Raw genomic sequence first — 22,064 nt, 5'->3', positions numbered from 1 at the left:
CGAACCGATTCGGCGTTTGGCCTGGGCTGGTCGTTGCAGATCTGGTTCATGTGCTTGCTGTCAGACCCTTTCACATTCTCCTTGCAGAACAATGAAAAACACTCATCGTCTTCCTTATATCGATGCATGGAGATTCTTTGCAATTTTCCTCGTTATTCTTTCTCACATCATCGAATATAGCCATCCGATTTATCACAGGGTGCTGCCAGGGCTGATCTGGCGTGTTCATCCTCTGGGCACACTGGGCGTGCAAATCTTCTTTTGCATCAGCGGCTATGTCATCTGCAGGGGCATGGTGAAAGAAGTCAGCGTTCACGGCGCGGTCAGCATGCGCTATTTTTATCTGCGCCGCGTGCTGCGTATCGTGCCGCCACTGATGCTGTATCTGCTGTTTCTCGCTGTGCTGGTCCAAACGGGCAGCATCGAGATGACCGCGCCCCAATTCGCCCAATCCGCAGCATTTCTCTGCAATATCAATTTGCTGGGAAACTGTGGCTGGTACGCAGGCCATACGTGGAGCCTGGCTTTCGAGGAACAGTTTTATCTGGTGTTCCCGATGCTGTTCGTTGGTTTGGGAATGGCCCGGAAACGACGCACAATCCTGCCCGTCATCGGCGCGCTGCTTGCCATCGTTTTATCTGCGCACGTGGCAGCGCAACCACAGCTGGCATTATATGTATCGATTTTTTCTTTCATGTTGTGGGGCTGTGTGTATGCGCTGTATGAAAACAGCCTGGGCCCGCTGCTCAAACGATTACCTTTTGCATTCTGGTGCGCCGGTATCGCGCTGCTGATCGGCGTGCACCTTGTGGCGCTGCCGGCATGGCTGATGAATATCATTTATCCGCTCATTGCACCCGTGATCATTTGTGCAGTCGTGTTTGGCACCCCGCTGGCACGGCCATCCATTCGCGCGCTGTTTGGCAATGCGCTGCTCGCTTATCTGGGACAGATTTCGTACACCATCTATTTGTGGCAACAAGTGGCGACTGCGAACCATGGCTTTGCGTCGCCACTGGTGGTGTTCGGTTTGCTTGGCATGGTGATCCTGCTGGCGCACTTCTCTTACCAGTACCTCGAACTGCCGCTGATCCGGATGGGCCGGCGTCAGCCAGTCGACCAGGACGTGGCGAGCCCGGCCACGGGGCCCATCGGACCGGTCGTCGTCCCGGTGGCGCCGATCAGCCCCGACTGAGGCGGCGGCAGGCCGTCAGGCGGCGCTGTGCGGCACCGGCTTGCGCATCGCATGCAGCCGCGCCAGACCGGGCCACCGGTAGCCGTTCAGGTGGTACATCGTGCGCACCTCATCGGTCCAGCGCAGATGCCATTCCATGACGCGGCCATAGAATTCGATCCGCCCGAAGCGGTTATCGTCGAACAGCTGGCGGCACGCTTCTTCGCGCATCAGCAGCGCTGGCGACAACTGGCCGGCCAGCTGCTCGTCGTAGGCCGTCTTGAGCACCACGATGCAGTCGCCGCCTTCCACGCACAAATCCATTGCGGCGAGCTGGTCGCCCAGCCAGTAACGGTAGACGCTGGCGGCGCCGCGCGCGGCAAACGCTTCGAGCATAACGCGGTAAAAGTGGCCCTGCGCATTGGCGGCGTCGACGGCGGTGCCGCCAGCCGCTTTCCAGCCGCTGCCCTCGAGCCGGCCGTAGTCGGCCACGGCCTGCGCCATCTGTCCGGGCGCGCGGCATATTTCCAGGCGCGGCGTGACGCCGTCCTGGCGCAGCCGGTTGCGCTGCTTTTTGAGATTGCTGCGCAGGTTCTTGCCGCGCGCTTCCCAAAACGCGTCGAAGCCGCCGGCGCCGCGCAGCGTGATGCGTGCGGTGCGGATATAGTCGGCCGTGCGCACGCAGGCACCATCCGCCGGGCGCGCCATGAGCATCGGATCGCACTGGGTCAGGCCAACGAGCAGCGCCGGTCCCGGCAGGCGGGCCAGCAATGGCCGCAGCAGCGCAGCCGGCGACCCGTCATCGCGCTGCAGCCACAGGCCCACCGGCGCCTGGGAGGGCTGGAAGGTGTGCCAGACGCCGACGCCGCCCGGGCTCAGGATCGTCATCGCGTCCGTGACCCCGTTTGTGTCATGCCATGCCAGCAGTTCGCGGCCATCGGTGAAGCTGGTGAGCAGCGCGGCGACAAAGTCGGTGGCCAGCAGCGGTGACGCTGCGCTGGCCGCGTGCAGTGCGTCCCAGCGCGCCATCTGCGCGCTGAACTGGCTGGCCGGCACCACGGTCCAGCTCATGCCGCGACCTTTGCGCTTGCCTGCAGCGCCTGACGCACGGTGGCGATCATCCAGGTCAGTTCGGTGCTGCGCAGGGCCTGGTGGCAGGGCAGGGCGATCATGCGCTGCCCGAGCTCGACGCTGGTGGCGCAGACGGTGGCGTCGACGCCCGGCCACAGCGTGGCGCCAAAGCGCACCATCGGCACACCGGCCTGCGCCAGCCGTTCGGCCACCGCGTCGGCCTCGTCGACCAGCAGCGGAAACACCCACGGACAGGCGCCGGCCGGCAAGGCGGAAAACAGCGGCCGGCAGCCTGGCGCGTCCTGCAGCGCCTCGTGCAAAGCCAGATAGTGACTGCGGCGCCGCGCCACGATCCGTGCATGGGACGCCAGCCGCAGTGTCAGCCGCGAAAACCACGACGAGCGTTTGTCGACCCAGTGCGGATCGAAGCTGAAACTGCTGTCCGACGACGAGGGCGCCAGGCTGGCCGTGGTGGCTGCGCCAGTTGCGCCAGCCGGCGCGCGCGCGGCCTTCATGGCATTCCAGAGCAGCGTCCTGGCGCGCAAGGGCAGGGCCAGGATCACGCGCAGCGCGGGCAGGCGGCCATAGGAAAAACTGGTTTCCAGAGCTGCCAGTGCAGCCTTGGCCTCGAAGCCGATGCCGGCCGAGTGCAAGTGCGTGTCAAGCGCGTGCCGCCGCGATACCAGGCAACCGCCTTCGTGGATCGGAAAGAACTTCATGCTGCTGCCGATGGCGTAGTCGCCGCTGCTGCCGACCGCGACACCGTCACGCTCGCCGAAGAAGCAATGGGCGCAGTCTTCGAGCAGCCCGATGCCGCGCGCGTCGCACAGCGCGCGTAGCAGCGCCAGATCCTGCGGGATGCCGAAAAAATGGGTGACCATGATGGCCTTGATGCCCGGGTGTTCGGCCAGCCTGGCCTGGATGTCGGCCAGATCGGCGCAGGTGTCCGGCAATACCCGGTAGAACACGACGTCGGCGCCGCACCAGTGCACTGGCGGAATCATCGACGGGCTGTGATAGGCCGGCACCAGCACCAGGTCGCCGGCGCCCACCCCCAGCGCGCGCAGCGCCAGGCCGATGGCGATGCGCCCGCTGGTGACGAGCCGCGTCTGCGCATTGTCGAGCAGCGACGGCAGCGCGCGGCCGGCATCCGCTCCGTCACGAAAGGCGGCGAGCGACAGCACGGGAACGGACGGGATCAGGCGACGAACGGGAACGCTGGGTTGTATACTCGGCATCATCGAAATATACCATGACGCCCCACACACCCAACGGGCAGTGTTTCTCCAACGCATGGGCGCGAACTGGTAAGATGACGGGTGCCGCCAGCGGCGCCATGTCTCATCCATTTCCCAGCGGGCAAGGGCCCGGAGCGCGATGAATCACCTGATCCACGACAGCATCTTTGACAGCGCAGCACGCATGCCCGACGCCGAGGCCCTGGTCTACGGCGCGCAGCGCTGCACCTACCGCGAGCTGGCCAGCCAGGTAACGGCCATGGCTGCGCTGGTGCTGGCGCGCGGCCTGCAGCCGGGCGAACGCGTGGCCGTGTACATGGAAAAGCGTATTGAGAACGTGGCCGCGATGTTCGGCGCGGCCGCTGCCGGCTGCGTGTTCGTGCCCGTCAATCCGCTGCTCAAGCCCGACCAGGTGGCCTACATCTTGGCCGATTGCAGCGTGCGCCTGCTGGTGACGACGCCCGAGCGCCTGGTACAGCTGGCGCCCGTGCTGGCGGCATGCCCGGCCTTGCAGACGGTGCTGGTCACCGAAGGCGCTTTGACCAGCACACCGGACTTGCCGGTGCTGGATTGGGCTGCATTGCAGGCGCCGCCGGACGCGCGCGTTCCGCATCGCCGCATCGACACTGACATGGCCGCGATCCTGTACACCTCCGGCAGCACCGGCGCGCCCAAAGGCGTGGTGCTGTCGCACCGGAACATGGTCGCCGGCGCCGCCAGCGTTGCCGACTACCTCGCCATCACCGCGTCGGAGCGCTTGCTGGCGGTGCTTCCGCTCAGTTTCGACTATGGCCTGAGCCAGCTTACGACTGCCTTCCTGCGCGGCGCGTCGGTGGTGCTCATGAATTACCTGTTCCCCAAGGATATCGTTGCTGCCGTGCGCGAGCACCGCATCACCGGCCTGGCCGCCGTGCCGCCGCTGTGGATCGCACTGGCACGCCTGGCCTGGCCGGCCGATACCTCGCTGCGCTTCATCACCAATTCGGGCGGCGCGATGCCGGTCGTGACCGTCGAGGCCCTGCAGCAGGCGCTGCCGCACACGGCCATCTTCCTGATGTATGGCTTGACCGAGGCGTTCCGCTCGACCTATCTGCCGCCCGCTGAAGTGGCGCGCCGGCCCGGCTCGATCGGGCGCGCGATCCCGAATGCCGAGGTGCTGGTCGTGCGGCCCGACGGCACGCTGTGCGACGCCGACGAACCGGGCGAACTGGTGCACCGTGGCGCCCTGGTAGCGCTCGGTTACTGGAACGATGCGGCGCGCACGGCGCTGCGCTTTCGCCCGGCGCCCGGCCAGGACCCGGCATTGCCGTTGCCCGAAATGGCGGTCTGGTCGGGCGACACCGTGCGCCGCGACGCCGAAGGCTTTTTGTATTTTGTTGGCCGCAGCGACGAGATGATCAAGGTCTCCGGCTACCGCATCAGCCCGACCGAGGTCGAGAGCGTGCTGCACGCCAGTGGCCTGGTCAGTGAAGTCGCGGTGTTCGGCGTCGACGACGCCACGCTGGGGCAGGCCATTGTCGCCGTGGCCGTGGCCGATCCCGGTCTGGTCGACCGCGCCGCATTGCTGGCAGAATGCAAGCGCCGGCTGCCGGCCTACATGGTGCCGGCGCAGATCGTGCTGCGCACCGAGGCACTGCCGCGCAATCCGAACGGCAAGATCGACCGCAACCTGCTCCGCCATACCCTCCAGGCCGGCTAGCGCCGGCGCCAATTTCTTTGTATTGACCGCAAGCCCATGACCGGCACCAAGCCCCAGCACGCTCCCCAGATCTATTTTCCGGTCGTCGACGATGTTCTGCACGTCGGCGGCATTCCGCTGCCGCGCCTGGCGCAGCGCGTCGGCCGCACGCCGTTCTACGCGATCGACCGCGCCCTGTGCAGCGCGCGCGTGGCCAGTCTGCGCGCGATCCTGCCGCCGCAGGTCGCGCTGCATTATTCGATCAAGGCCAATCCGATGCCGGCGCTGGTGCAGCATATGGCGGGCCTGGTCGACGGACTGGACGTGGCCTCGGGCAGCGAGCTGGCCATCGCGCTCAACACCGGGATCGATCCGGCCCGCATCAGCTTTGCCGGCCCGGCCAAGCTCGAGGGCGAGCTGACCCAGGCGATTGCTGCCGGCGCCTGCCTGAACATCGAGTCGCAGCATGAGCTCGACAACGCGGCGCGCATCGGCGATCTGCTGGGCATCGCGCCGCGCGTGGCGCTGCGCATCAATCCCGAATTCGAACTCAAGTCGTCCGGCATGCGCATGGGCGGGGGCGCCAAGCCATTCGGCATCGACGCCGAGCAGGCGCCGGACGTGCTGCGCCAGGCGGCAGCGCTGGGTGTGGATTTCGAAGGTTTCCACATCTACAGCGGTTCGCAGAGCCTGCGCCTGGATGCCATCATCGAGTCGCAGTCGCGCAGCATCGAACTGGCGATCCAACTGGCCGGCGAGAGCCCGCTGGCCGTGCGCCAGCTGAATATCGGCGGCGGCCTGGGCATTCCGTACTTCCCGGGTGAACAGCGCCTCGATCCGGCGCCGATGGGCGCGCACCTGGCAGCCTGGTTGCCGCGCCTGGCCGAGGCGCTGCCGCAGGCGCGCCTGGCGCTGGAGATGGGCCGCTATCTGGTCGGTGAAGCGGGCGTGTACGTGGCGCGCGTGATCGACCGCAAGGTCTCGCGCGGCCAGGTCTTCCTGGTGCTGGATGGTGGCATGCACCATCACCTGGCGGCATCAGGCAACCTGGGTCAGGTGATCCGCAAGAATTATCCGGTGGCGATCGGCAACCGCATGAATGCACAGAACGATGCGCCGGACAGTGGCCCGGCATCGGCCACCGGCCCGCTGTGCACGCCGCTCGACATCCTGGCCGAGCGTATGGAACTGGCCCACGCCCGCGTTGGCGATCTGGTGGTGGTGTTCCAGTCGGGTGCGTACGGCGCCAGCGCCAGCCCGGCCGGTTTTCTCGGCCATCCGGCGGCGCTGGAAGTGCTGGTCTGAGGCTGGCCTAACGCCCACCTGAGACTGACCTGCGGCTCAGGTGCCGCTGCGCGGGCGCGCCATGGCCGCCCGCGCCGTTTTTTTCGCCGTGCGGCGCGCCAGATAGCGTTCGATGAACACAAGGCGCATCGGCGGCACGTCGTCTTTCTGCGGCGCCCGGATCAATACTTTGTCGAGGCACGCCAGGATCGCGATGATGTAGTAGATCAGGTCGTAATACGCCATCGTCAGGAACGCACCTGCGGCAAGATAGCCGATGATGCTCACCTGGCACATCCGGGCCAGCATCAGTGCCCAGGCGAGGTCTTCCTTGCCGCGGCAATGGCGGATTACCCGTCCGCCGCAGCGCCATGCCACCACGAACATGGTCAGGAAAATCGCCAGTCCCATGTAGCCCTGTTCGCCCAGCACCTGGAAGTAGATGCTGTGGGCATCGTAATAGCGCTCGGGATTCGGTGCGTACAGCATGAACATCTGTGGCGAGAACACGCCCGGTCCGCCGCCAAGGGCGAAATGGTTGGCGATATTTGCTGCGAAATACCAGGAATTGATGCGCCCGGTCGCCGACGCATCTTCGTCGTAGGTCTGGATGGTGTTCATGCGGCCGGTCCATTCGGGCGGCATCAGGGCGAACACGATCGGGACGATCAGCACGAAGGCCAGGCCGGTCTTGAACTTGTGGGTCGACTTGAGCCACAGGAAAAAGCCCATGGCGAACGTGCCCAGCAACGCGCCGCGCGAATACGAACCGATCGCCGCCAGCATGGTCAGCACCACCATGCTCAGCGCCGCACGCTTGACCCACTTGTTCGGGGCGCGGGTCGTCATGTAGACGAGCAGCGGCGTGATCGTCACCATCGACAGCGCCAGCGTATTGTTGTCACTGATGAAGCTGTTCATGGGGCCGCGCAAGCCTTCGCCGCCGCCGCTGAAGATCACGAAGATGCCGCTCTTGAAACCCCAGAAGCCCAGCGACAGCGCGGTTACCAGCGCCAGCACCTTGACGTCGCGCATCGTACGCACGGTCATGACGGTCACGAAGACCATCAGCATGGTCTTGGCGTAGCGGTCCCAGTAGTTCCACGCCTGGAACGGCAGTTGCGCGAAGATGGTCGTGATGGTGTACCAGATGAAGAACAGCAGCATCACCACCACCGGCGCCGTCATCGGGATCTTCTTCTGCTCGCGCGAGATCAGGATCGCAGCCAGCGTCGCCAGACACAGATACATCGCAAACGGGAAATTCTGCGCCGAGCCAAAGGTCAGGCGGTGTGGGTTCATCAGGCTGACCACGGCGTACGCCATGGCGCCCACGACGGGCCGCTTGAAGATGAATGGCATGATCCCCGCGAAGGCGAGGAACAGGATAAGGTCACGCACGCTGGATCAACCTTTCGAACAGGGTGACGGCGCGGCGCGCATTGGCGCGCCACGTCAGCTGCTGCTCGTCGATGGCGTCGCGCGCGCCTTGCGCAACGCGGGCGCGCAGCAGCGGATCGTCGCACAAACGCTTGACCGCGCCGGCCAGGCCACCCGGGGTATCCGGATCGAACAGCACGGCGTTATGGTCGGCGCGCAGGATTTCGCGGATATTCGGCTGGTCCGGACCGACAATCGCCTTGCCCAGCGCCAGGTATTCGAACAGCTTCAATGGTGAAGCATACTTCACCACAGCCGGTTGCAGTGCAATGTCGAACGCCGCCACGTAACGCGCCACGTCGTCGCGCCCGATGATGCCGGTGAACTGCACGCGGTGTTCGATGCCCAGGTCGCGCGCCTGTTGCTCGAGCGTGGCGCGCACGGGGCCGTCGCCCACGATCAAGAGGTGGCGGCGTGCTTCCGGCGGGTCTTGCGCGATCAGATCGATCACCTTGTCCAGCCCATGCCAGTCGCGCACGAAACCGGTAAAGCCCAGCACCAGCACATCCTGCAGGCCCAGCGCGCGCTTGGCCTGCTCCACGTCCGGCGCACCGGCGAAGCGCTCGGGGTCGATGCCGTTCGGGATCACGTCGATGCGCTCGGGTGGCACGCCGTAGGCCTGCACGATCTCGCCCAGCACGTGCGTGACCGGCAGCACCATGTCGGCGTTGCGCCAGGCATACGCCTGCGACCAGCGGCCCAGTTTGGTCAGCGCCAGGCCGTCGTAGCGGGTGCGCTCTTCCAGGATCGGGGCGTTCACTTCCAGCAGCATCGGCAGTTTGTACTTGCGCGCCAGCCAGATGCCCGAGGGCAGGAACAGGTTGTAGCGTTCATACAGCACGTCCGGACGGTGCTGCTTGACCGCCTTGGCCAGGCGGCGGTAGGCGACCAGCGAATACGACAGCTCCATCAGTTCGTAGAACGTCTTGGGCACATGGCGCTTGAGCCAGGCGACCGGACCGGCATCCGCGCCGAACGATTCGGTTTCGGCGCTCGGCGGCGCCACGATCACGACTTCATGGCCTTCGGCGCGCAGCGCGCGGATCATTTCTTCGATGTGGACGTACTGGCCGTCCTTGGAACGGGTACGGTGGTGATAAAGGATTTTCACGCGGCTTTTCTCGCCAAGATGGAGTGGAACAGGTCGATCTGGCCCTGGGTGGTCGGTTGCCAGCCGAAGTCTTCGGCGTAGCGGCGGGTGGCGCTGTGCGCCGGGTAGTTGGCGCGCAACTGGTGCAGCGCCGCGACCAGGCCTTCGGGAGTGCGCTGCGGCATCAGGACGCCGGCGGCAGGCGCCGCCACCACTTCGGGCGTACCCCAGACATTGCTGGCCACGACTGGCGTGCCGCACGCCATGCTTTCGAGCAGCACATTGGCCCAGCCTTCGCGGCTCGACGCCAGCACCAGCGTGTCGGCGGCGTTGTAATACGTTTTCAGTTCGGTCTGCGGCACACTGCCCAGCAGTTTGACACGGTCCTGCACGTTCAATTCACGCGCCAGGCGTTCCAGGTTGTTTTTTTCAGGGCCAATGCCGGCGATCAAAAGGTCGACGTCCGGCAGCTGGGGCAGGGCGCGGATGATCAGGTCGTGCGCCTTGCGCGGATCGAGCAGGCCCACCGACAGCAGCGTGAAGCGCCCCGGCACCAGCCCGACGGCGGCGCGTGCGGCGGCGCGGTCGATGGGCGCAAAGCGCTCGAGATCGACGCCATTGCGCAGCGGCGTGATGTTGTCAGGCGACACACCCAGCCCGACCATCTCGTCCTTGAGCGCCTTGCACACAGTGATGATGCCGTCGGCGTCGCGCGCCGCATCCAGGATCAGCTGGCGTGGCCGTGCGAACTGGGGAATCAGGTTGATGTCGGTACCGCGCGCCGTGATCACCACCGGCTTGTTGAAGTATTTGCCGAGCATCACGGCCGCCACGCCGTCCGGATAAAAATAGTGCGCGTCGATGGCGTCGAAGTCGTAGCCGCCGTCGAGGATGCGGCCGATCTCCTTTTTGGCCGCATGCGCCAGCGTGTACGGCGTGACGTTCATGCCCACACGCGGCAGCACCAGATAGCGCGGGTGCGTGACGTCGATACCGTTGCGTGTCTCGTGCCGCGGTACCTTGGCCAGAGTGCCATAATGGCCAAAGCGCTCCCCCTTGAGGGGAAACCATGGCACTGGCGCCACGACACGTGACTCGACCTGCCCGCTGGCAATCAGATAGCGCAATCGGGTCTCCACGAAGATACCGTGGTTCGGTTGCTGTGAATTGGGATACAGGGTGCTAAAGGTGAGTAACTTCATCGTGTCGTGCCAGGTGCTGATCGGTGCACCGCCGGACGCGTCGGTCCGGGAGTGGAAGTGTTGAACTGCAATGTCGTGATTATGCGAAAAATTTTGCTCTAGGGCAGCACAATTGAACGCGAAACGCATAAATTTTTGACAACCATGATACTATAATTCAAGTTTTGTACGCATTTGTTACGTGTGGCAATTATTTTCCAATCTGTGGAAAAATAGCCTGGTTCGCCGTGCTGCTCTGCCCGGTTCTATTTTTCCGTTACCTAGTTCCCCAATATAAATCATGAAGATCACCATCATTGGCACCGGCTACGTCGGGCTCGTTTCAGGCGCTTGCTTCGCCGATGTCGGCAACACTGTACTGTGTCTCGACGTCAACGAAGAAAAAATTGCAATGCTCAAGAACGGCGTTATTCCGATTCATGAGCCTGGCCTCGACAACATGGTCGAGCGCAACGCCAAAGCAGGCCGCCTGCTGTTTTCGACCAGCTACGACGAAGCCGTCGCGCACGCGGATTGCGTGTTCCTGGCCGTCGGCACCCCGCCTGACGAAGACGGCAGCGCCGACCTGACCCACATCCTGGCCGCCGCCCGTTCGATCGGTCAGCGCATCGACAAGCCGGTCGTCGTGGTCGACAAGTCGACCGTGCCGGTCGGTACCGCCGACAAGGTGCGCGCCGCCATCCAGGGCGAGCTCGACAAGCGCGGCAGCACGCTGTCGTTCTCGGTCGTGAGCAATCCCGAATTCCTGAAAGAAGGCGCGGCCATCGACGACTTCATGCGGCCTGACCGCATCGTCGTCGGCAGCGACGACACCGTCGCAACCAAGCTGATGCGCCAGCTGTACGCACCATTCAGCCGCAACCACGAAAAGCTGGTCGAGATGGACGTGCGCAGCGCCGAGCTGACCAAGTACGCTGCCAACGCCATGCTGGCCACCCGCATCAGCTTCATGAACGAGCTGGCCAACCTGGCTGAAGTGCTGGGCGCCGACATCGAAGCCGTGCGCCACGGCATGGGCCTGGACCCGCGCATCGGTTCGCAGTTCCTGTACGCCGGCATGGGCTACGGCGGTTCGTGCTTCCCGAAAGACGTCAAGGCACTGGTCAAGACCGGTGGCGACCATGGCCAGGTGCTGCATATCCTGGAAGCGACCGAACTGGTCAACGACAACCAGAAAAACGTGCTGTTCAAGAAGCTCACGCGCTTCTACGGCGGCGTCGAGGGCCTCAAGGGCAAGACGATCGCTGTGTGGGGCCTGTCGTTCAAGCCGAACACCGACGATATGCGTGAAGCGCCAAGCCTGGTGCTGCTCAAGGAACTGTTCGACGCCGGCTGCCACGTGCGCGCCTACGATCCGGTCGCCAGCAGCGAAGCGCTGCGCGTCCTGGAACGCGAGCACGGCGCTGCGCGCGTCGAATCCATGCTGACGATCGTCAGCTCGGCCGCCGCGGCGACCGAAGGCGCCGATGCGCTGGTCCTGGTCACCGAATGGAAAGAATTCCGTGCACCGGACTTCGCTGGCCTGTCGACCATCCTGCGCGACAAGGCGATCTTCGATGGCCGTAACATCTATGATCCAGCGGTCGTCGCTGCTGCCGGTCTGGCCTACGAAGGGATTGGTCGCGTCAGCCGGACGGCCGTCTGATGCCAGCCCAGCGGATCCTCGTGACTGGCGCTGCCGGCTTTGTCGGCAGTTTCGTGGCCGCGCGCCTGGCGGCCATGGGCCATCAGGTCGTCGGCTGCGATAACTTCAACGATTACTACGATCCGCGCCTCAAGCATGACCGGGTGCGCGTGCTGCTCGCACCCGCCGGCGTCGTCTGCCACACAGTCGAACTGAGCGATGCAGCCCAGGTTGCCGCACTGTTCGAGCGTGAGCGGCCACAGCTGGTGGTGCACCTGGCGGCGCAAGCCGGCGTGCGCTATTCGATCGACAATCCGTCCGTGTATATCCAGTCGAACCTGGTGGGCTTCGGGAATATCCTCGAAGCCTGCCGCCAGGGGACGATCGAGCACTTGTTGTACGCCAGCAGCAGCAGCGTGTATGGCAACAATGCCAAGGTCCCGTTCAGCGAGGATGACCAGGTCGATGCGCCTGTGTCGCTGTACGCCGCCACCAAGAAGTCCAATGAGTTGATGGCGCACTCGTACAGCCACCTGTTCAAGTTGCCGGCCACCGGCCTGCGCTTCTTCACGGTGTACGGTCCGTGGGGCCGGCCCGACATGGCGTATTTCAGCTTTGCCGAGAAAATGATGCGTGGCGCCACGATTCCCGTGTTCGCCGAAGGCTTGCTCACGCGCGACTTTACCTATATCGACGACATCGTCGAAGGTGTGGTGCGCCTGTTGTTCAAGCCAACGCCGGCAACGGCAACCAGCGCGCCGCATACGGTGTTCAACATCGGCAACCACAATCCGGTGCAGGTGCTCGAATTCATCCGCACGCTCGAGTCCGTGATGGGCGTCGAAGCGCGCAAGGAATTCTTGCCGATGCAGCCGGGCGACGTGCCGGCCACGCATGCATCGATCGCCAAGCTCAAGGCCTGGGTGGACTTTGCGCCCACCACGCCGCTGGCGACGGGCCTGGCCAACTTCTGGACCTGGTACCGCGACTGGGCGCCGACGCGCGCCTGATGGCGCGGCGCCGGGTTGATGTTTGCGTCTTAGGCCTGGGTGACAGGATCGCTGATCGTTGTCTGTCCCAGGCGCTCTTTCTCCCGCTTCAGTTCGATTGCAATCGCTTCCAGATACTGGTGACCGTCGCGCAGATCCGGTTCCAGGTGGTTGCCTTCGGCCCATTCATTCCATGACTTCAAAAACACCAGGCGGGCATCCGCGCCCTGGACGCGGTCACGCGTCAGGTCGAAAGCTTTCTTGAGCGCCTTGCCGTACAGCTGCGGCGTTGCGCCTGTCAGTACCAGGCCACGCACGCCGCTGCGTGGCGTGTTGTCCCAGCTGTTGATGACCGACGGATAACGTGTCGCCGGCAGCGCATCGGGCAGGAAGTACTTGATCGACTTTTCGTAGTCGTGAATGGTCGGCACACCCAGCCGGCGATACGCCGCATGCTTGAAGAGCGTGACGGGATTTTTCCAGCTGCCCCATGCACGCAATGGCGCATTCGCGTTGTAGATCGACGCATCGAATCCGAAATCTTCGGGATTCGGCTGGTCCCCACTGCAGACACCCACGAAATAAATCCCCGGCAGTCCGGCCCTGGCGGCCATCTCGCGCCAGCGTGCAATCGTCGCTTTCGTGTCGGTGATCTTGAACGGGCGGTACACGACGAAGATGGGTTTGCCATCGACCTTCATGTAACGCCGGTCGTTGAATGCCGGCAGCAGGGAATCGAAATGGCGCTGGTCATCTTCGGCGCCAGGGTAGGTCTGCTCGATCAGTACGCGGTTCTCGGCACCGTGCCAGACGCCGCTCCAGGTCTCGTTGGCCCAGCACAGGCAGAACGGGAAGTCCGGTTCGCCCGATGCGAGCACTTCGGCGAATGGGCGCTCCAGCACACGTTTGCCGTTGCCGAACCAGTAGTGGTAATAGCAGAAGCCCTCGATGCCGTATTGCCGCGCAAGGTCAGCCTGCGCCTGGCGGGTTTCCGCCACGCGCAAGTCATAGAACCCCAGGTCGGCCGGCACGTGGGGCTGGTAATGCCCCGGAAACCGGCGGCGTGCCTTGGCGGTGTTGGTCCATTCGGTAAAACCCTTGCCCCAGAATTTGTCGTTGTCCGGAACCGGATAGTACTGGGGCAGATAAAAGGTGATGAGCCGTGGCATTGCAGTCATGGGGCGTCCAGATAAGAATTAAAAATAGTCGAGATCGGGTTATTCAATCGCGTCTTTATATTGGCGCTGGGGCGGCAATGGCGAGAAATTTGTGACGACCATATAGGCCCTGATCAAGATGCTTTTGATGCGAAACTTCATTGAATCGTTATGTTTTCCCAATAACGGGAAAATGCAGGCAGCCAGTGCCAGTTTTTTCCGGCCAAACGCTTCTTCGAACGCCCACAGGCGGTGGTGGTCGATCATCGACTTGAATGTGGTGCGATCGGCTTGCGGTCGGCCGTGGTGCAAATTGGCGTGCTCGAGCACGGCGATTTCACCCAGGCGCTGGCGCAGTTTGCTTTTCGATTCATTACCAGGGTGACGCCGGATCAGGGTAATCGGCGCCATGCACAACGCGACGTTACCTGCGTTGACAACACGCAGTGAGAATTCCCAATCCTCGGACGGTACGCCATCGAATGCCGGATCGAACCCGCCAATACGCGTGTAAAACGATTTTTTCAACGTCACGCCGCTCACCAGAAGCAGCTGGAACTGGCTGGTCTTGGCGTATAAATCCGGTATGTCCGCAGTAAAGTTGGTTGCGCGGCGGCTGCCGTCAAAAAAGCCGGCCGGCGCCCGCGAAAACGTGTCTTTCTGTATGTCGTCGCCGGTAAATACCTGATGGTTGGTATAGACGGCATCGCAATCCGGGTTGGCCTCGAGCCAGGCATGCACCATGGCGACGTGGTCGGGCGTGAGCAGGTCATCGGAATCGCACAGCGTGACATAGGGCGTGCTCGCGTGCTCGACACCCATATTGCGTGCGCGCTGCACGCCGCTCTTGGATGCTGCAATGACCGTGATGCGATCTTCAAACTGCTTCAGGACCTCGAGCGTATGATCGGTCGATGCATCGTCGACGACAATGATCTGTGCAAATGGCCGAGTCTGATTCAACGCGCTCTCGATCGTGGCGCCAATCAGATCTGCCCGATTGTAACTGGGAATAACTAAACAAATTTCCATGAATACCAGACAGTTTAAATAGCGGTTGAGATAATCTGGAATCCCGTCAGCATCCAGAATCTGCAGTTTCATTTGACAGCCATACTACAAAAATCTTGCCGGCGCTCGCTCACGCGCTGCACCGCACTTGAATCAATCTGCCTATTCCAGCGATTCGCCCGCGCACAAAATTCGATTGCAGTAGCAGGCGGTTGATGCTAGGGTAGGCATGAATCCCATGCTTTGCATCCCTTATTCGCAACAACGTATTGCTTGAATTTCAGAATAACGATTATGTCCATCAAAACGATCCTGTTTCCATCCTTGAATCTCGCACCGCAGAAACGGGTATTTCCCGAGGTGCCGGCAGAGGCAATGATTCCCCGCATTATTCACCAGACTTTCTACAATCCGGAATTGCCCGAGGCGTTACAAAAGAACGTCGATCAACTCAAGCAACTCAATCCTGGCTGGGAATACCGTTTTTACGACGATGCTGCGATCATCAAATTTATTTCAGCAAACTATCCACCTGAAGTACTGGCTTATTTTGAGCGGATCGATCCGCGCTACGGTGCTGCACGTGCCGATTTGTTCCGCTATCTGCTGCTGTACAAGGTCGGCGGCGTGTATCTCGACATAAAAAGTACCGCCACCAGGCCACTCGATGCCGTGCTGCTGCCACAAGACCAGTTCTTGCTGTCGGAGTGGAACAACGACAACGACGGCTACGATGTCTGGGGCAAGCATTACGAATTGCGTGGATTCGGTGGCCGCGAATTCCAGCAGTGGTACATCGCTGCTTCGCCCGGCCATCCTTTCCTGCGCTCCGTCATCGACAACGTGCTGGCCAACATCGATACCTATATTCCCGGTTTGCACGGGACCGGCAAGCCGGGCGTACTGCGTGTGACCGGGCCCATTGCCTATTCGCTGGCAATTCACCGGATGCTGGCGCAGCACCCGCACCGGCTGGTCGACAGCCAACGCGACCTGGGCCTGGAATACACCGTCCTGAAACAGGATTCACACAAGACCGCGTTCAAATCCCACTATTCGCTGCAAACGCATTCACTGATCAAGCTGGGTTTTCTCAAGCAACAACTCAACCATTTCTACCGGTTCGCACAATGGGTGCATGATCTGCGTGCCCGGCGTCACGCCAGTACGGGCTGAGCGCAGCGCAAGCACTGAGCCTAACCGTCGGGCGCAACCGTTACCGGTTGCAGCTCACCCGCAAGAACGTCTCGAACATCAATACCGACCATAACGGCGCGCTGTAATCCTTGCTGCCGGCGATGTGCTGGTCGACCATCTCGCGCAAGAATTTTTCGTTGAACATGCCGGTGTCGAGCAGCAGCGGCGACAGCGCCGCGGCGCGCAGCTTCTCGCGCAGCGGGCCACGCAGCCAGGCGGCCAGCGGAATCGAAAAACCCTTCTTGGCGCGGTACAGCACGTCGTGCGACAGGTACGGTTCGAGCGCCTTCTTGAAGATGTACTTGCCTTCGCCACCGCCGAGCTTGATGTCCGGCGGCAGACCGGACGCCCATTCCACGAACGTATGGTCCAGCAGCGGCACGCGCACCTCGAGCGAGTGCGCCATCGCGGCGCGGTCGACCTTGGTCAGGATGTCGCCCGGCAGCCAGGTCTTGAAGTCGAGGTACTGGATCAGCGACAGCGGGTCGTCCGTCGGCGATTTTGCAGCGTGGCCGAGGAAGACTTCGATCGCGCTGTAGCCTTGCAGCTCGCGCTTGAACGAATCCGAGAACAACTGCGCCCGCACGCGGTCGGGCATGATCGACACGCCGTGGAAGTAGCCCTCGACCGTGTCGCGCGCCAGCGCCTCGAACGTGGTCTTGGCGCGGAACATGCGCGGCGCCCAGTCGGCCTTCGGATACAGTTTGCCGAGCATGCCGAACACCGGTTTGCGCAGGCTGGCCGGCACCTTGTCGCGCACGCGCTGCTCGGCCATCGCATAGCGGTAGCGGCGGTAGCCGGCAAAGCTTTCGTCGCCGCCGTCGCCCGACAGCGACACCGTCACGTGCTTGCGCGCCAGCTGGCACACGCGGTAGGTCGGAATCGCCGAGCTGTCGGCGAACGGCTCGTCGTACAGGTGGCCCAGCGTGTCGATCAGGCCGTAGTCGTCCTTGTCGACGATCTGCGCGTGGTGGATCGTGCCGTAGCGCGTCGCTACCTCATTGGCGAACTTCGATTCGTCGTACTCCGGATCGTCAAAGCCGATCGACAGCGTGGTGACGGGATCGGGATTATTCTGCGCCATCATCGCCACGACCGCGCTCGAATCGACACCACCCGACAGGAACGCGCCCAGCGGCACGTCGGCCACGGTCTGGCTCTGCACGCACTCGCGCACGCGCTCGATCAGCTCCTGCTCGATTTCCTGCATCGGCCGCTGCGGGGCGCGCTTGAACGGCACGTCCCAGTACTGTTCGGGCGTGACCTCGCGCGCACCGGCCTTGATCACGATGCGGTGGCCGGGCGCCAGCTTGTAGGCGTTATGGAAGATGGTGTGCGGCTCGGGCACGTAGCCGAACGCGAAGTAATCCTCGACCGCGCGCGGATTGAGTTTGCGCGACAGCTCGGGGTGGGTCATGATCGATTTCAGCTCGGAGCCGAACACGAACAGGCCATTCGGGAGCAGCGAGTAGAACATCGGCTTGACGCCGACATGGTCGCGCGCCAGGAACATCGTCTGCTTCTTGCGATCCCAGATCGCGAACGCGAACATGCCGCGCAGACGGTGCACGCAGTCCGGACCCCAGGCCTGGTAGGCGTGCAGCAGCGATTCCGAATCCGACTTGGTGCGAAAGACAAAGCCCAGCGCCTCCAGTTCGACGCGCAGCTCGCGGTAGTTGTAGATCTCGCCGTTGAACACCATCACCACATCGCGCTCGGCGTTGACGATCGGCTGCTGGCCGCTGGCCAGGTCGATCACCGACAGGCGGCGGTGGCCCATGCCCATGCTCGGTTCGAGATACAGCTCGCCCTCGTCGGGACCGCGGTGGTGCTGGCTTTCGTTCATGCGGCCCAGGGCCGCGCGGTCGATTTCCCGGTTGCCGAGGGTATCAAAAATGCCGACTATTCCGCACATGCTGTCTGGTTCCGCTGAAGTTAAGAGTTGACGATGGGACGCAGCCGCGCCGACGCCTTGCGCGCACACAGGCCGTCGTACAGCGCGGTGTACGCGCCGAGCATGGCGGCCATGCTGTATTTGTCTTCGATGCGCGCACGGGCAGCTGCGCCATGGCGCGCCCGCAGGACCGGGTCCTGGACGTAGCGCGCGAGCGCGTCGGCTAATGCGTCGACCTCCACCGGGACCAAGATACCATGCACGTCATCGACGACGACTTCGGGGATGCCACCCACGCGCGAGCACACCGACGGCAGGCCGCACGCCATCGCTTCGAGCAGCGACACGGGCGTGCCTTCGGCCAGCGAGGGCAGGGCGAAGATGGTAAAGCCATGCAGCAGATCGGCCACGTCGGCGCGTGCGCCGGGCAGCCAGACGACATCCTGCAGGCGGGCTTGTGCGACCTGCGCCTGGATCTTGCCGAACAACGGGCCGTCGCCGACGATCGACAGGCGCAGCCGGTCGCGCAGGGCCGGCAGGCGCTCGCGCAGCAGCGCAAACGCGGCCACCAGGCTGGCGTGGTTCTTGACGTCCTGCACCCGCGCGACTGCCCCGATGACGATGTCGTCGGCGCTCCACGGCGCGGCCGTCGCCGCTTGCGCGCGCGGGGCATAGCGGTCGGTATCGACGCCGTTCTTGATCAGGTGGTTCTTGGCAGCCGGGATGCGGACAACCTCGCTGAACCAGCGCTGCAGGTCGTCCGACACCGGCACATAGCGGTCGATGAACGGCGCGAGGTGGCGGCGCAGGAAGTTGTGCTTGGGGTTCAGGCCATGCGGATCGGACGCGTCGCGGCCATGCTCGGCGTGGATGCGCACCGGTACGCCAGCGGTGGCCGCCGTGAAGCAGTACTCCATCGCCGACAGGTTGTAGGTGTGCAGGATCGTCGGCCGCAGGCGCCGCATCAGCTTCCAGAAATCGACGTGCACGCCCAATCCGTTCCCGGGGGGCTTGTTCAGCGCATACAGCTCGACGCCCGGTTGCGTGATCTTGTCCGCGAACGCGCTGTAGCGGGTCAGGCAGACCACCGCATGCCGGTATTTTTCGGCCGGCATGCGGTTGATGCAGTCGACCAGCAGCGTTTCCAGCCCGCCCACATCGAGGGAATACACGAGGTGAACCACGAGGGGCCGCTGGGCATTCAACACCGCCAGATCACTGTGCATGTTCCGTGCGTTCCCGTTCAATGCGTGCGCGCGTGCTCGATGGCACGCTCGATCGCCTGGCCCTGCACCGTCATGAAGGCGCGCAGTGCAGCGCGCGCGGCGTCAGGGTTGTCGCCCACCGGCGCCGACAGCAGCACGACAGCGCCATCGTCACCGCGGAAGCGCAGCTTGGCCTGGGCCTGCAGCAGCTTGCCGACGTAGTTGTTCGAGGTCAGGTGGCCGTCGATCGACATCCATTGCCACACCAGGAACTGGCCGCCAGGGCCCGTCATCCGCGTTTCGCGCAGCGTGACCGGCTTGCCGTCGATCGTTTCGCTGCGCGCCGAGCCGCCCAGTGCATGCCAGGCATCGTCGGAAGCGGCCAGCATGTTGATCGAGCTGATCAAAGCTTTGCCGTTGCGCTGGTTGCGGTAGTACATGATGTCGAGCGCGACCGGTACCGCGGCGTCGGGGTTGCGGAAGGTGGCGCGGTACGTGGCGTCCGGCGCGACCCAGCGCGGCGTCCAGCCGGTAAATGGCGCCGCCTGTGGCCAGCCGACCGCCACGCTCGTCAGCTGTACCGGCTGGGGATTGAGATTGGCCGCATCGTTGTAGCGGGCAAAGCCCGGCCACAGCGCGGCCAGCGCCACCACGGCGGCGCACATGGCCGCCATGCGGGCCGTGCTGACCGGCGGCACGCCATCGCGGCGGGTACGCGCGGCCACCGGCAATTCGGCCGCCGGCAGCGGATCATCGTCGCGCCAGAAGCTGCCGATCCAGAACATCAGCAGCATCACCAGGCCGAAGAATACCCAGCCATAGATCAGGTGGTCGACGCCGGTGGCCAGTTCCATGCCCGACAGGTGACCGATCATCACGATCATGTAGGCGCGCAGACCGTTGGCGATGATCGGCACGACGATCGACACCGCGATGAACAGCAAACGTTTTTTGGTCGACTGGTAGGTCAGGTAGGCGTACAGGCAGCCCAGCGTGACCGACGAAATCAGGTAGCGCACACCGCTGCAGGCTTCCACCACCGACCACGAGCCGGTCGGCAGGTCGAAGCGGGTGCCGTTGCGCAGCACCGGGATGCCGGTGGCCTGCACGGCCCACACGGTGAAGTCGGCGGTCAGGTTGATCAGCGGGGCGACAAACACTTCGCCGAACGGCACCGCCAGCAGCAGAAACAGGAGCGGAAACGCGAGCGCCCCGGCCAGGCGCGGGCCGAGCATGGCCAGCGCCACGATCGGGAACATCGCGACAAACGCGTACTGCATCACGACCTGCACTTCGCCCATGCGCGCCAGCAGCCAGCCGGCGCCCAGCACCGCCAGGAGGAGCAGCGCCGGCGCCCACGGGCGCGCCGGAATTGCATCGAACACGTCGCGCCGGCGCCAGATCAGCCACAGAGTGATCGGCAGGATGGCGTAGCCGTGGGCGAAGGTCTCGGAGCTGTTCCAGATCGCGACCAGCGATTCGGCGGTGCCCAGATACAGGAAGAAGGGCGCGAGCAATGCCAGCGCGATCAGCATGGCGCTCGAGCGCGCCAACGGGGTCGGAGCGGCATCCAGATTGGCGCCGGCAATGCCGGATGGGGGTGTCACGTGCATTCCAGTCGCTCCTCGATGCAGGCCAGGTTGCTTGGCCAACTATAGTGCTGTTCGACCCGCGCGCGTGCGGCGCGGCCCATGCTTGCGTTCTGTTCGTGCTGGCGCGCCAGCAGCGCGCTCACGGTGGCGATCCAGGCCGGCGCGCCGTCGGCCACCGCCAGTTCGCTGCCCGGCGCCGCATCGATGCCTTCGAGCGCCTGTGGCGAGACCACCGTCGGCGTGGCCATGGCCATCGCTTCCAGCACCTTGTTCTGGATGCCGCGCGCAATGCGCAGCGGCGCCACCGCCACGCAGCCGTGGCGGATATACGGGCGCACGTCGGGCACGGTGCCGGTCACGGTCACACCCGGCAAGGCGGCGAGCGCCTGGACCTGGGCATTCGGACGCGAGCCGACGATGTAGAACGCCAGTGCCGGATCCTGCGCGCGCAGGGCAGGGAAGACCTCGTCGCAGAACCACTGCACCGCGTCGACGTTCGGCCAGTAATCCATCGCGCCTGTAAACACCAGGGCGCGTTCGCTGGCGGCGTACGGGCTGGCAAACGCGTGCTCGGGCGAGAAGTAGTCGGTATCGACGCCGTTGCTGAAGTGACCGATGCGCGCGACGCTTTCCGGTGCCAGCTTGCGGAACAAATCGGCTTCGGGCGCGGAGACGAACAGCGACGCGTCGTACTGGCTGGCGACCTGGCGTTCGTAACGCAGCAACTGGCGCGCTTCGTGCCGGTACAGCCAGCTCATTGGCGGCGATTTTTTCTCGGCGTACTGGCGCCATTTATCGGAATCGACATCGCAGAAGTCGATCACGCGCCGCGCATCTCCCAGCTTGTCGGCGTATTGCGCCATCGGCGACGAGAACACCATCACGCGCTTGATATCGTGCGTGGCAACCGTCTGGTCGACCCAGCGCGCCATGCCGGCATCCTGGTAGTAGTCGAGCGACAGCGAGCGGTTCTTCACGAGCGCGCCCAGGCTGCGCACGCGGGCGCGCAGCGGGTTGAGGGGGGCGAAATGGCTGCTGGCGCACAGCGCCTCCACCGTCGGCACGTGCTGCCAGTCGTCGGCATCGTCGACGAACGTGGCCAGGTGCACGCGGTAGTCGCGCGCCAGGTGCTTGAGCAGGTGGTAGGAGCGGATCTTGTCGCCCTTGTTGGGCGGGTACGGGATGCGGTGAATCAGCAGCAGCAGGTCTTGCACGTTG

The 22,064-nt window shown here is 63.8% G+C and carries 17 protein-coding genes; 6 read left to right on the top strand and 11 right to left on the bottom strand.

Features of this window, described 5'->3' with window-relative positions; all coding sequences use genetic code 11:
• The first annotated feature begins 91 nt into the window (after positions 1–91).
• Complete coding sequence (locus AC56LH_RS20825; protein ID WP_499649312.1) at positions 92–1,195, top strand: acyltransferase family protein; 1,104 nt, start codon at positions 92–94, stop codon at positions 1,193–1,195.
• A 15-nt stretch (positions 1,196–1,210) separates the two neighbouring features.
• Here the strand turns inward: AC56LH_RS20825 and AC56LH_RS20820 are convergent, their stop codons facing one another.
• Both AC56LH_RS20820 and AC56LH_RS20815 read right to left on the bottom strand, forming a co-directional pair.
• Positions 1,211–2,245 (bottom strand): GNAT family N-acetyltransferase, encoded by a 1,035-nt coding sequence (locus tag AC56LH_RS20820; protein ID WP_499649310.1) that lies wholly within the window; start codon positions 2,243–2,245, stop codon positions 1,211–1,213.
• The gene (locus tag AC56LH_RS20815) at positions 2,242–3,486 is read right to left on the bottom strand and encodes an aminotransferase class I/II-fold pyridoxal phosphate-dependent enzyme (protein WP_499649309.1); all 1,245 of its coding nucleotides are present in this window, start codon (positions 3,484–3,486) and stop codon (positions 2,242–2,244) included. The genes AC56LH_RS20820 and AC56LH_RS20815 overlap by 4 nt, the downstream gene beginning before the upstream one ends.
• Before the next feature lie 136 nt (positions 3,487–3,622).
• Between AC56LH_RS20815 and AC56LH_RS20810 the strand changes: the two genes are divergently transcribed.
• Together AC56LH_RS20810 and AC56LH_RS20805 are read left to right on the top strand one after the other, a co-directional pair.
• Positions 3,623–5,182 (top strand): acyl-CoA ligase (AMP-forming), exosortase A system-associated, encoded by a 1,560-nt coding sequence (locus tag AC56LH_RS20810; protein WP_499649307.1) that lies wholly within the window; start codon positions 3,623–3,625, stop codon positions 5,180–5,182.
• Positions 5,183–5,218: 36 nt separating this feature from the next.
• Positions 5,219–6,466 (top strand): pyridoxal-dependent decarboxylase, exosortase A system-associated, encoded by a 1,248-nt coding sequence (locus AC56LH_RS20805; RefSeq protein ID WP_499649305.1) that lies wholly within the window; start codon positions 5,219–5,221, stop codon positions 6,464–6,466.
• Between the two features lie 36 nt (positions 6,467–6,502).
• Here the strand turns inward: AC56LH_RS20805 and AC56LH_RS20800 are convergent, their stop codons facing one another.
• The 3 genes from AC56LH_RS20800 to AC56LH_RS20790 are packed head-to-tail and all read right to left on the bottom strand — an operon-like array spanning position 6,503 to position 10,177.
• Positions 6,503–7,846: a putative O-glycosylation ligase, exosortase A system-associated gene (locus AC56LH_RS20800; RefSeq protein ID WP_499649303.1), complete on the bottom strand. Its 1,344-nt coding sequence runs from the start codon at positions 7,844–7,846 to the stop codon at positions 6,503–6,505.
• The gene (locus AC56LH_RS20795) at positions 7,839–8,996 is read right to left on the bottom strand and encodes a glycosyltransferase family 4 protein (RefSeq protein ID WP_499582623.1); all 1,158 of its coding nucleotides are present in this window, start codon (positions 8,994–8,996) and stop codon (positions 7,839–7,841) included. The genes AC56LH_RS20800 and AC56LH_RS20795 overlap by 8 nt, the downstream gene beginning before the upstream one ends.
• Positions 8,993–10,177 (bottom strand): glycosyltransferase family 4 protein, encoded by a 1,185-nt coding sequence (locus AC56LH_RS20790; RefSeq protein WP_499649301.1) that lies wholly within the window; start codon positions 10,175–10,177, stop codon positions 8,993–8,995. The genes AC56LH_RS20795 and AC56LH_RS20790 overlap by 4 nt, the downstream gene beginning before the upstream one ends.
• A 280-nt stretch (positions 10,178–10,457) precedes the next feature.
• On the opposite strand from AC56LH_RS20790, the gene AC56LH_RS20785 reads away from it, so the two are divergent.
• Both AC56LH_RS20785 and AC56LH_RS20780 read left to right on the top strand, forming a co-directional pair.
• Positions 10,458–11,822, top strand: a complete 1,365-nt coding sequence (locus AC56LH_RS20785; protein ID WP_499649299.1) for a UDP-glucose dehydrogenase family protein — start codon at positions 10,458–10,460, stop codon at positions 11,820–11,822.
• Positions 11,822–12,811 carry an NAD-dependent epimerase/dehydratase family protein gene (locus tag AC56LH_RS20780; RefSeq protein ID WP_499649297.1) on the top strand — a complete coding sequence of 330 codons (990 nt, stop codon included), beginning with the start codon at positions 11,822–11,824 and terminating at the stop codon, positions 12,809–12,811. The genes AC56LH_RS20785 and AC56LH_RS20780 overlap by 1 nt, the downstream gene beginning before the upstream one ends.
• Before the next feature lie 29 nt (positions 12,812–12,840).
• Here the strand turns inward: AC56LH_RS20780 and AC56LH_RS20775 are convergent, their stop codons facing one another.
• Together AC56LH_RS20775 and AC56LH_RS20770 are read right to left on the bottom strand one after the other, a co-directional pair.
• On the bottom strand, positions 12,841–13,968 hold the full coding sequence (locus tag AC56LH_RS20775) for a glycosyltransferase WbsX family protein (protein WP_499649295.1): 1,128 nt from the start codon (positions 13,966–13,968) through the stop codon (positions 12,841–12,843).
• 39 nt (positions 13,969–14,007) lie between these two features.
• On the bottom strand, positions 14,008–15,051 hold the full coding sequence (locus tag AC56LH_RS20770; protein WP_499649293.1) for a glycosyltransferase family 2 protein: 1,044 nt from the start codon (positions 15,049–15,051) through the stop codon (positions 14,008–14,010).
• Between the two features lie 201 nt (positions 15,052–15,252).
• Between AC56LH_RS20770 and AC56LH_RS20765 the strand changes: the two genes are divergently transcribed.
• A complete protein-coding gene (locus AC56LH_RS20765; protein ID WP_499649291.1) occupies positions 15,253–16,134 on the top strand; it encodes a glycosyltransferase family 32 protein in 882 nt (293 codons plus the stop codon).
• A 40-nt stretch (positions 16,135–16,174) separates the two neighbouring features.
• On the opposite strand, the gene AC56LH_RS20760 is transcribed toward AC56LH_RS20765, so the two are convergent.
• Genes AC56LH_RS20760 through AC56LH_RS20745 form a run of 4 tightly spaced genes read right to left on the bottom strand, consistent with a single transcriptional unit; the run spans position 16,175 to position 22,060 of the window.
• Positions 16,175–18,070: an XrtA/PEP-CTERM system amidotransferase gene (locus tag AC56LH_RS20760; protein ID WP_499649289.1), complete on the bottom strand. Its 1,896-nt coding sequence runs from the start codon at positions 18,068–18,070 to the stop codon at positions 16,175–16,177.
• 20 nt (positions 18,071–18,090) lie between these two features.
• Positions 18,091–19,275 (bottom strand): TIGR03088 family PEP-CTERM/XrtA system glycosyltransferase, encoded by a 1,185-nt coding sequence (locus AC56LH_RS20755; protein ID WP_499649287.1) that lies wholly within the window; start codon positions 19,273–19,275, stop codon positions 18,091–18,093.
• 17 nt (positions 19,276–19,292) lie between these two features.
• Positions 19,293–20,867, bottom strand: coding sequence for an exosortase A (xrtA, locus tag AC56LH_RS20750; protein ID WP_499649285.1), 1,575 nt, complete (start codon positions 20,865–20,867; stop codon positions 19,293–19,295).
• Positions 20,858–22,060, bottom strand: coding sequence for a TIGR03087 family PEP-CTERM/XrtA system glycosyltransferase (locus AC56LH_RS20745; protein WP_499649283.1), 1,203 nt, complete (start codon positions 22,058–22,060; stop codon positions 20,858–20,860). The genes xrtA and AC56LH_RS20745 overlap by 10 nt, the downstream gene beginning before the upstream one ends.
• Between the last annotated feature and the right edge of the window lie 4 nt (positions 22,061–22,064).

This window comes from Telluria sp. LT1R51-2 (genome assembly GCF_059685775.1).
This window is presented reverse-complemented; position numbering and strand designations above follow the sequence as displayed.

Coding starts and splice junctions, on each gene's coding strand:
- AC56LH_RS20755 (WP_499649287.1), bottom strand. CDS start 19,275: ATGCACAGTGATCTGGCGGTGTTGAATGCCCAGCGGCCCCTCGTGGTT.
- AC56LH_RS20805 (WP_499649305.1), top strand. CDS start 5,219: ATGACCGGCACCAAGCCCCAGCACGCTCCCCAGATCTATTTTCCGGTC.
- AC56LH_RS20825 (WP_499649312.1), top strand. CDS start 92: ATGAAAAACACTCATCGTCTTCCTTATATCGATGCATGGAGATTCTTT.
- AC56LH_RS20775 (WP_499649295.1), bottom strand. CDS start 13,968: ATGACTGCAATGCCACGGCTCATCACCTTTTATCTGCCCCAGTACTAT.
- AC56LH_RS20765 (WP_499649291.1), top strand. CDS start 15,253: ATGTCCATCAAAACGATCCTGTTTCCATCCTTGAATCTCGCACCGCAG.
- AC56LH_RS20815 (WP_499649309.1), bottom strand. CDS start 3,486: ATGATGCCGAGTATACAACCCAGCGTTCCCGTTCGTCGCCTGATCCCG.
- AC56LH_RS20810 (WP_499649307.1), top strand. CDS start 3,623: ATGAATCACCTGATCCACGACAGCATCTTTGACAGCGCAGCACGCATG.
- xrtA (WP_499649285.1), bottom strand. CDS start 20,867: ATGCACGTGACACCCCCATCCGGCATTGCCGGCGCCAATCTGGATGCC.
- AC56LH_RS20790 (WP_499649301.1), bottom strand. CDS start 10,177: ATGAAGTTACTCACCTTTAGCACCCTGTATCCCAATTCACAGCAACCG.
- AC56LH_RS20785 (WP_499649299.1), top strand. CDS start 10,458: ATGAAGATCACCATCATTGGCACCGGCTACGTCGGGCTCGTTTCAGGC.
- AC56LH_RS20780 (WP_499649297.1), top strand. CDS start 11,822: ATGCCAGCCCAGCGGATCCTCGTGACTGGCGCTGCCGGCTTTGTCGGC.
- AC56LH_RS20760 (WP_499649289.1), bottom strand. CDS start 18,070: ATGTGCGGAATAGTCGGCATTTTTGATACCCTCGGCAACCGGGAAATC.
- AC56LH_RS20770 (WP_499649293.1), bottom strand. CDS start 15,051: ATGAAACTGCAGATTCTGGATGCTGACGGGATTCCAGATTATCTCAAC.
- AC56LH_RS20820 (WP_499649310.1), bottom strand. CDS start 2,245: ATGAGCTGGACCGTGGTGCCGGCCAGCCAGTTCAGCGCGCAGATGGCG.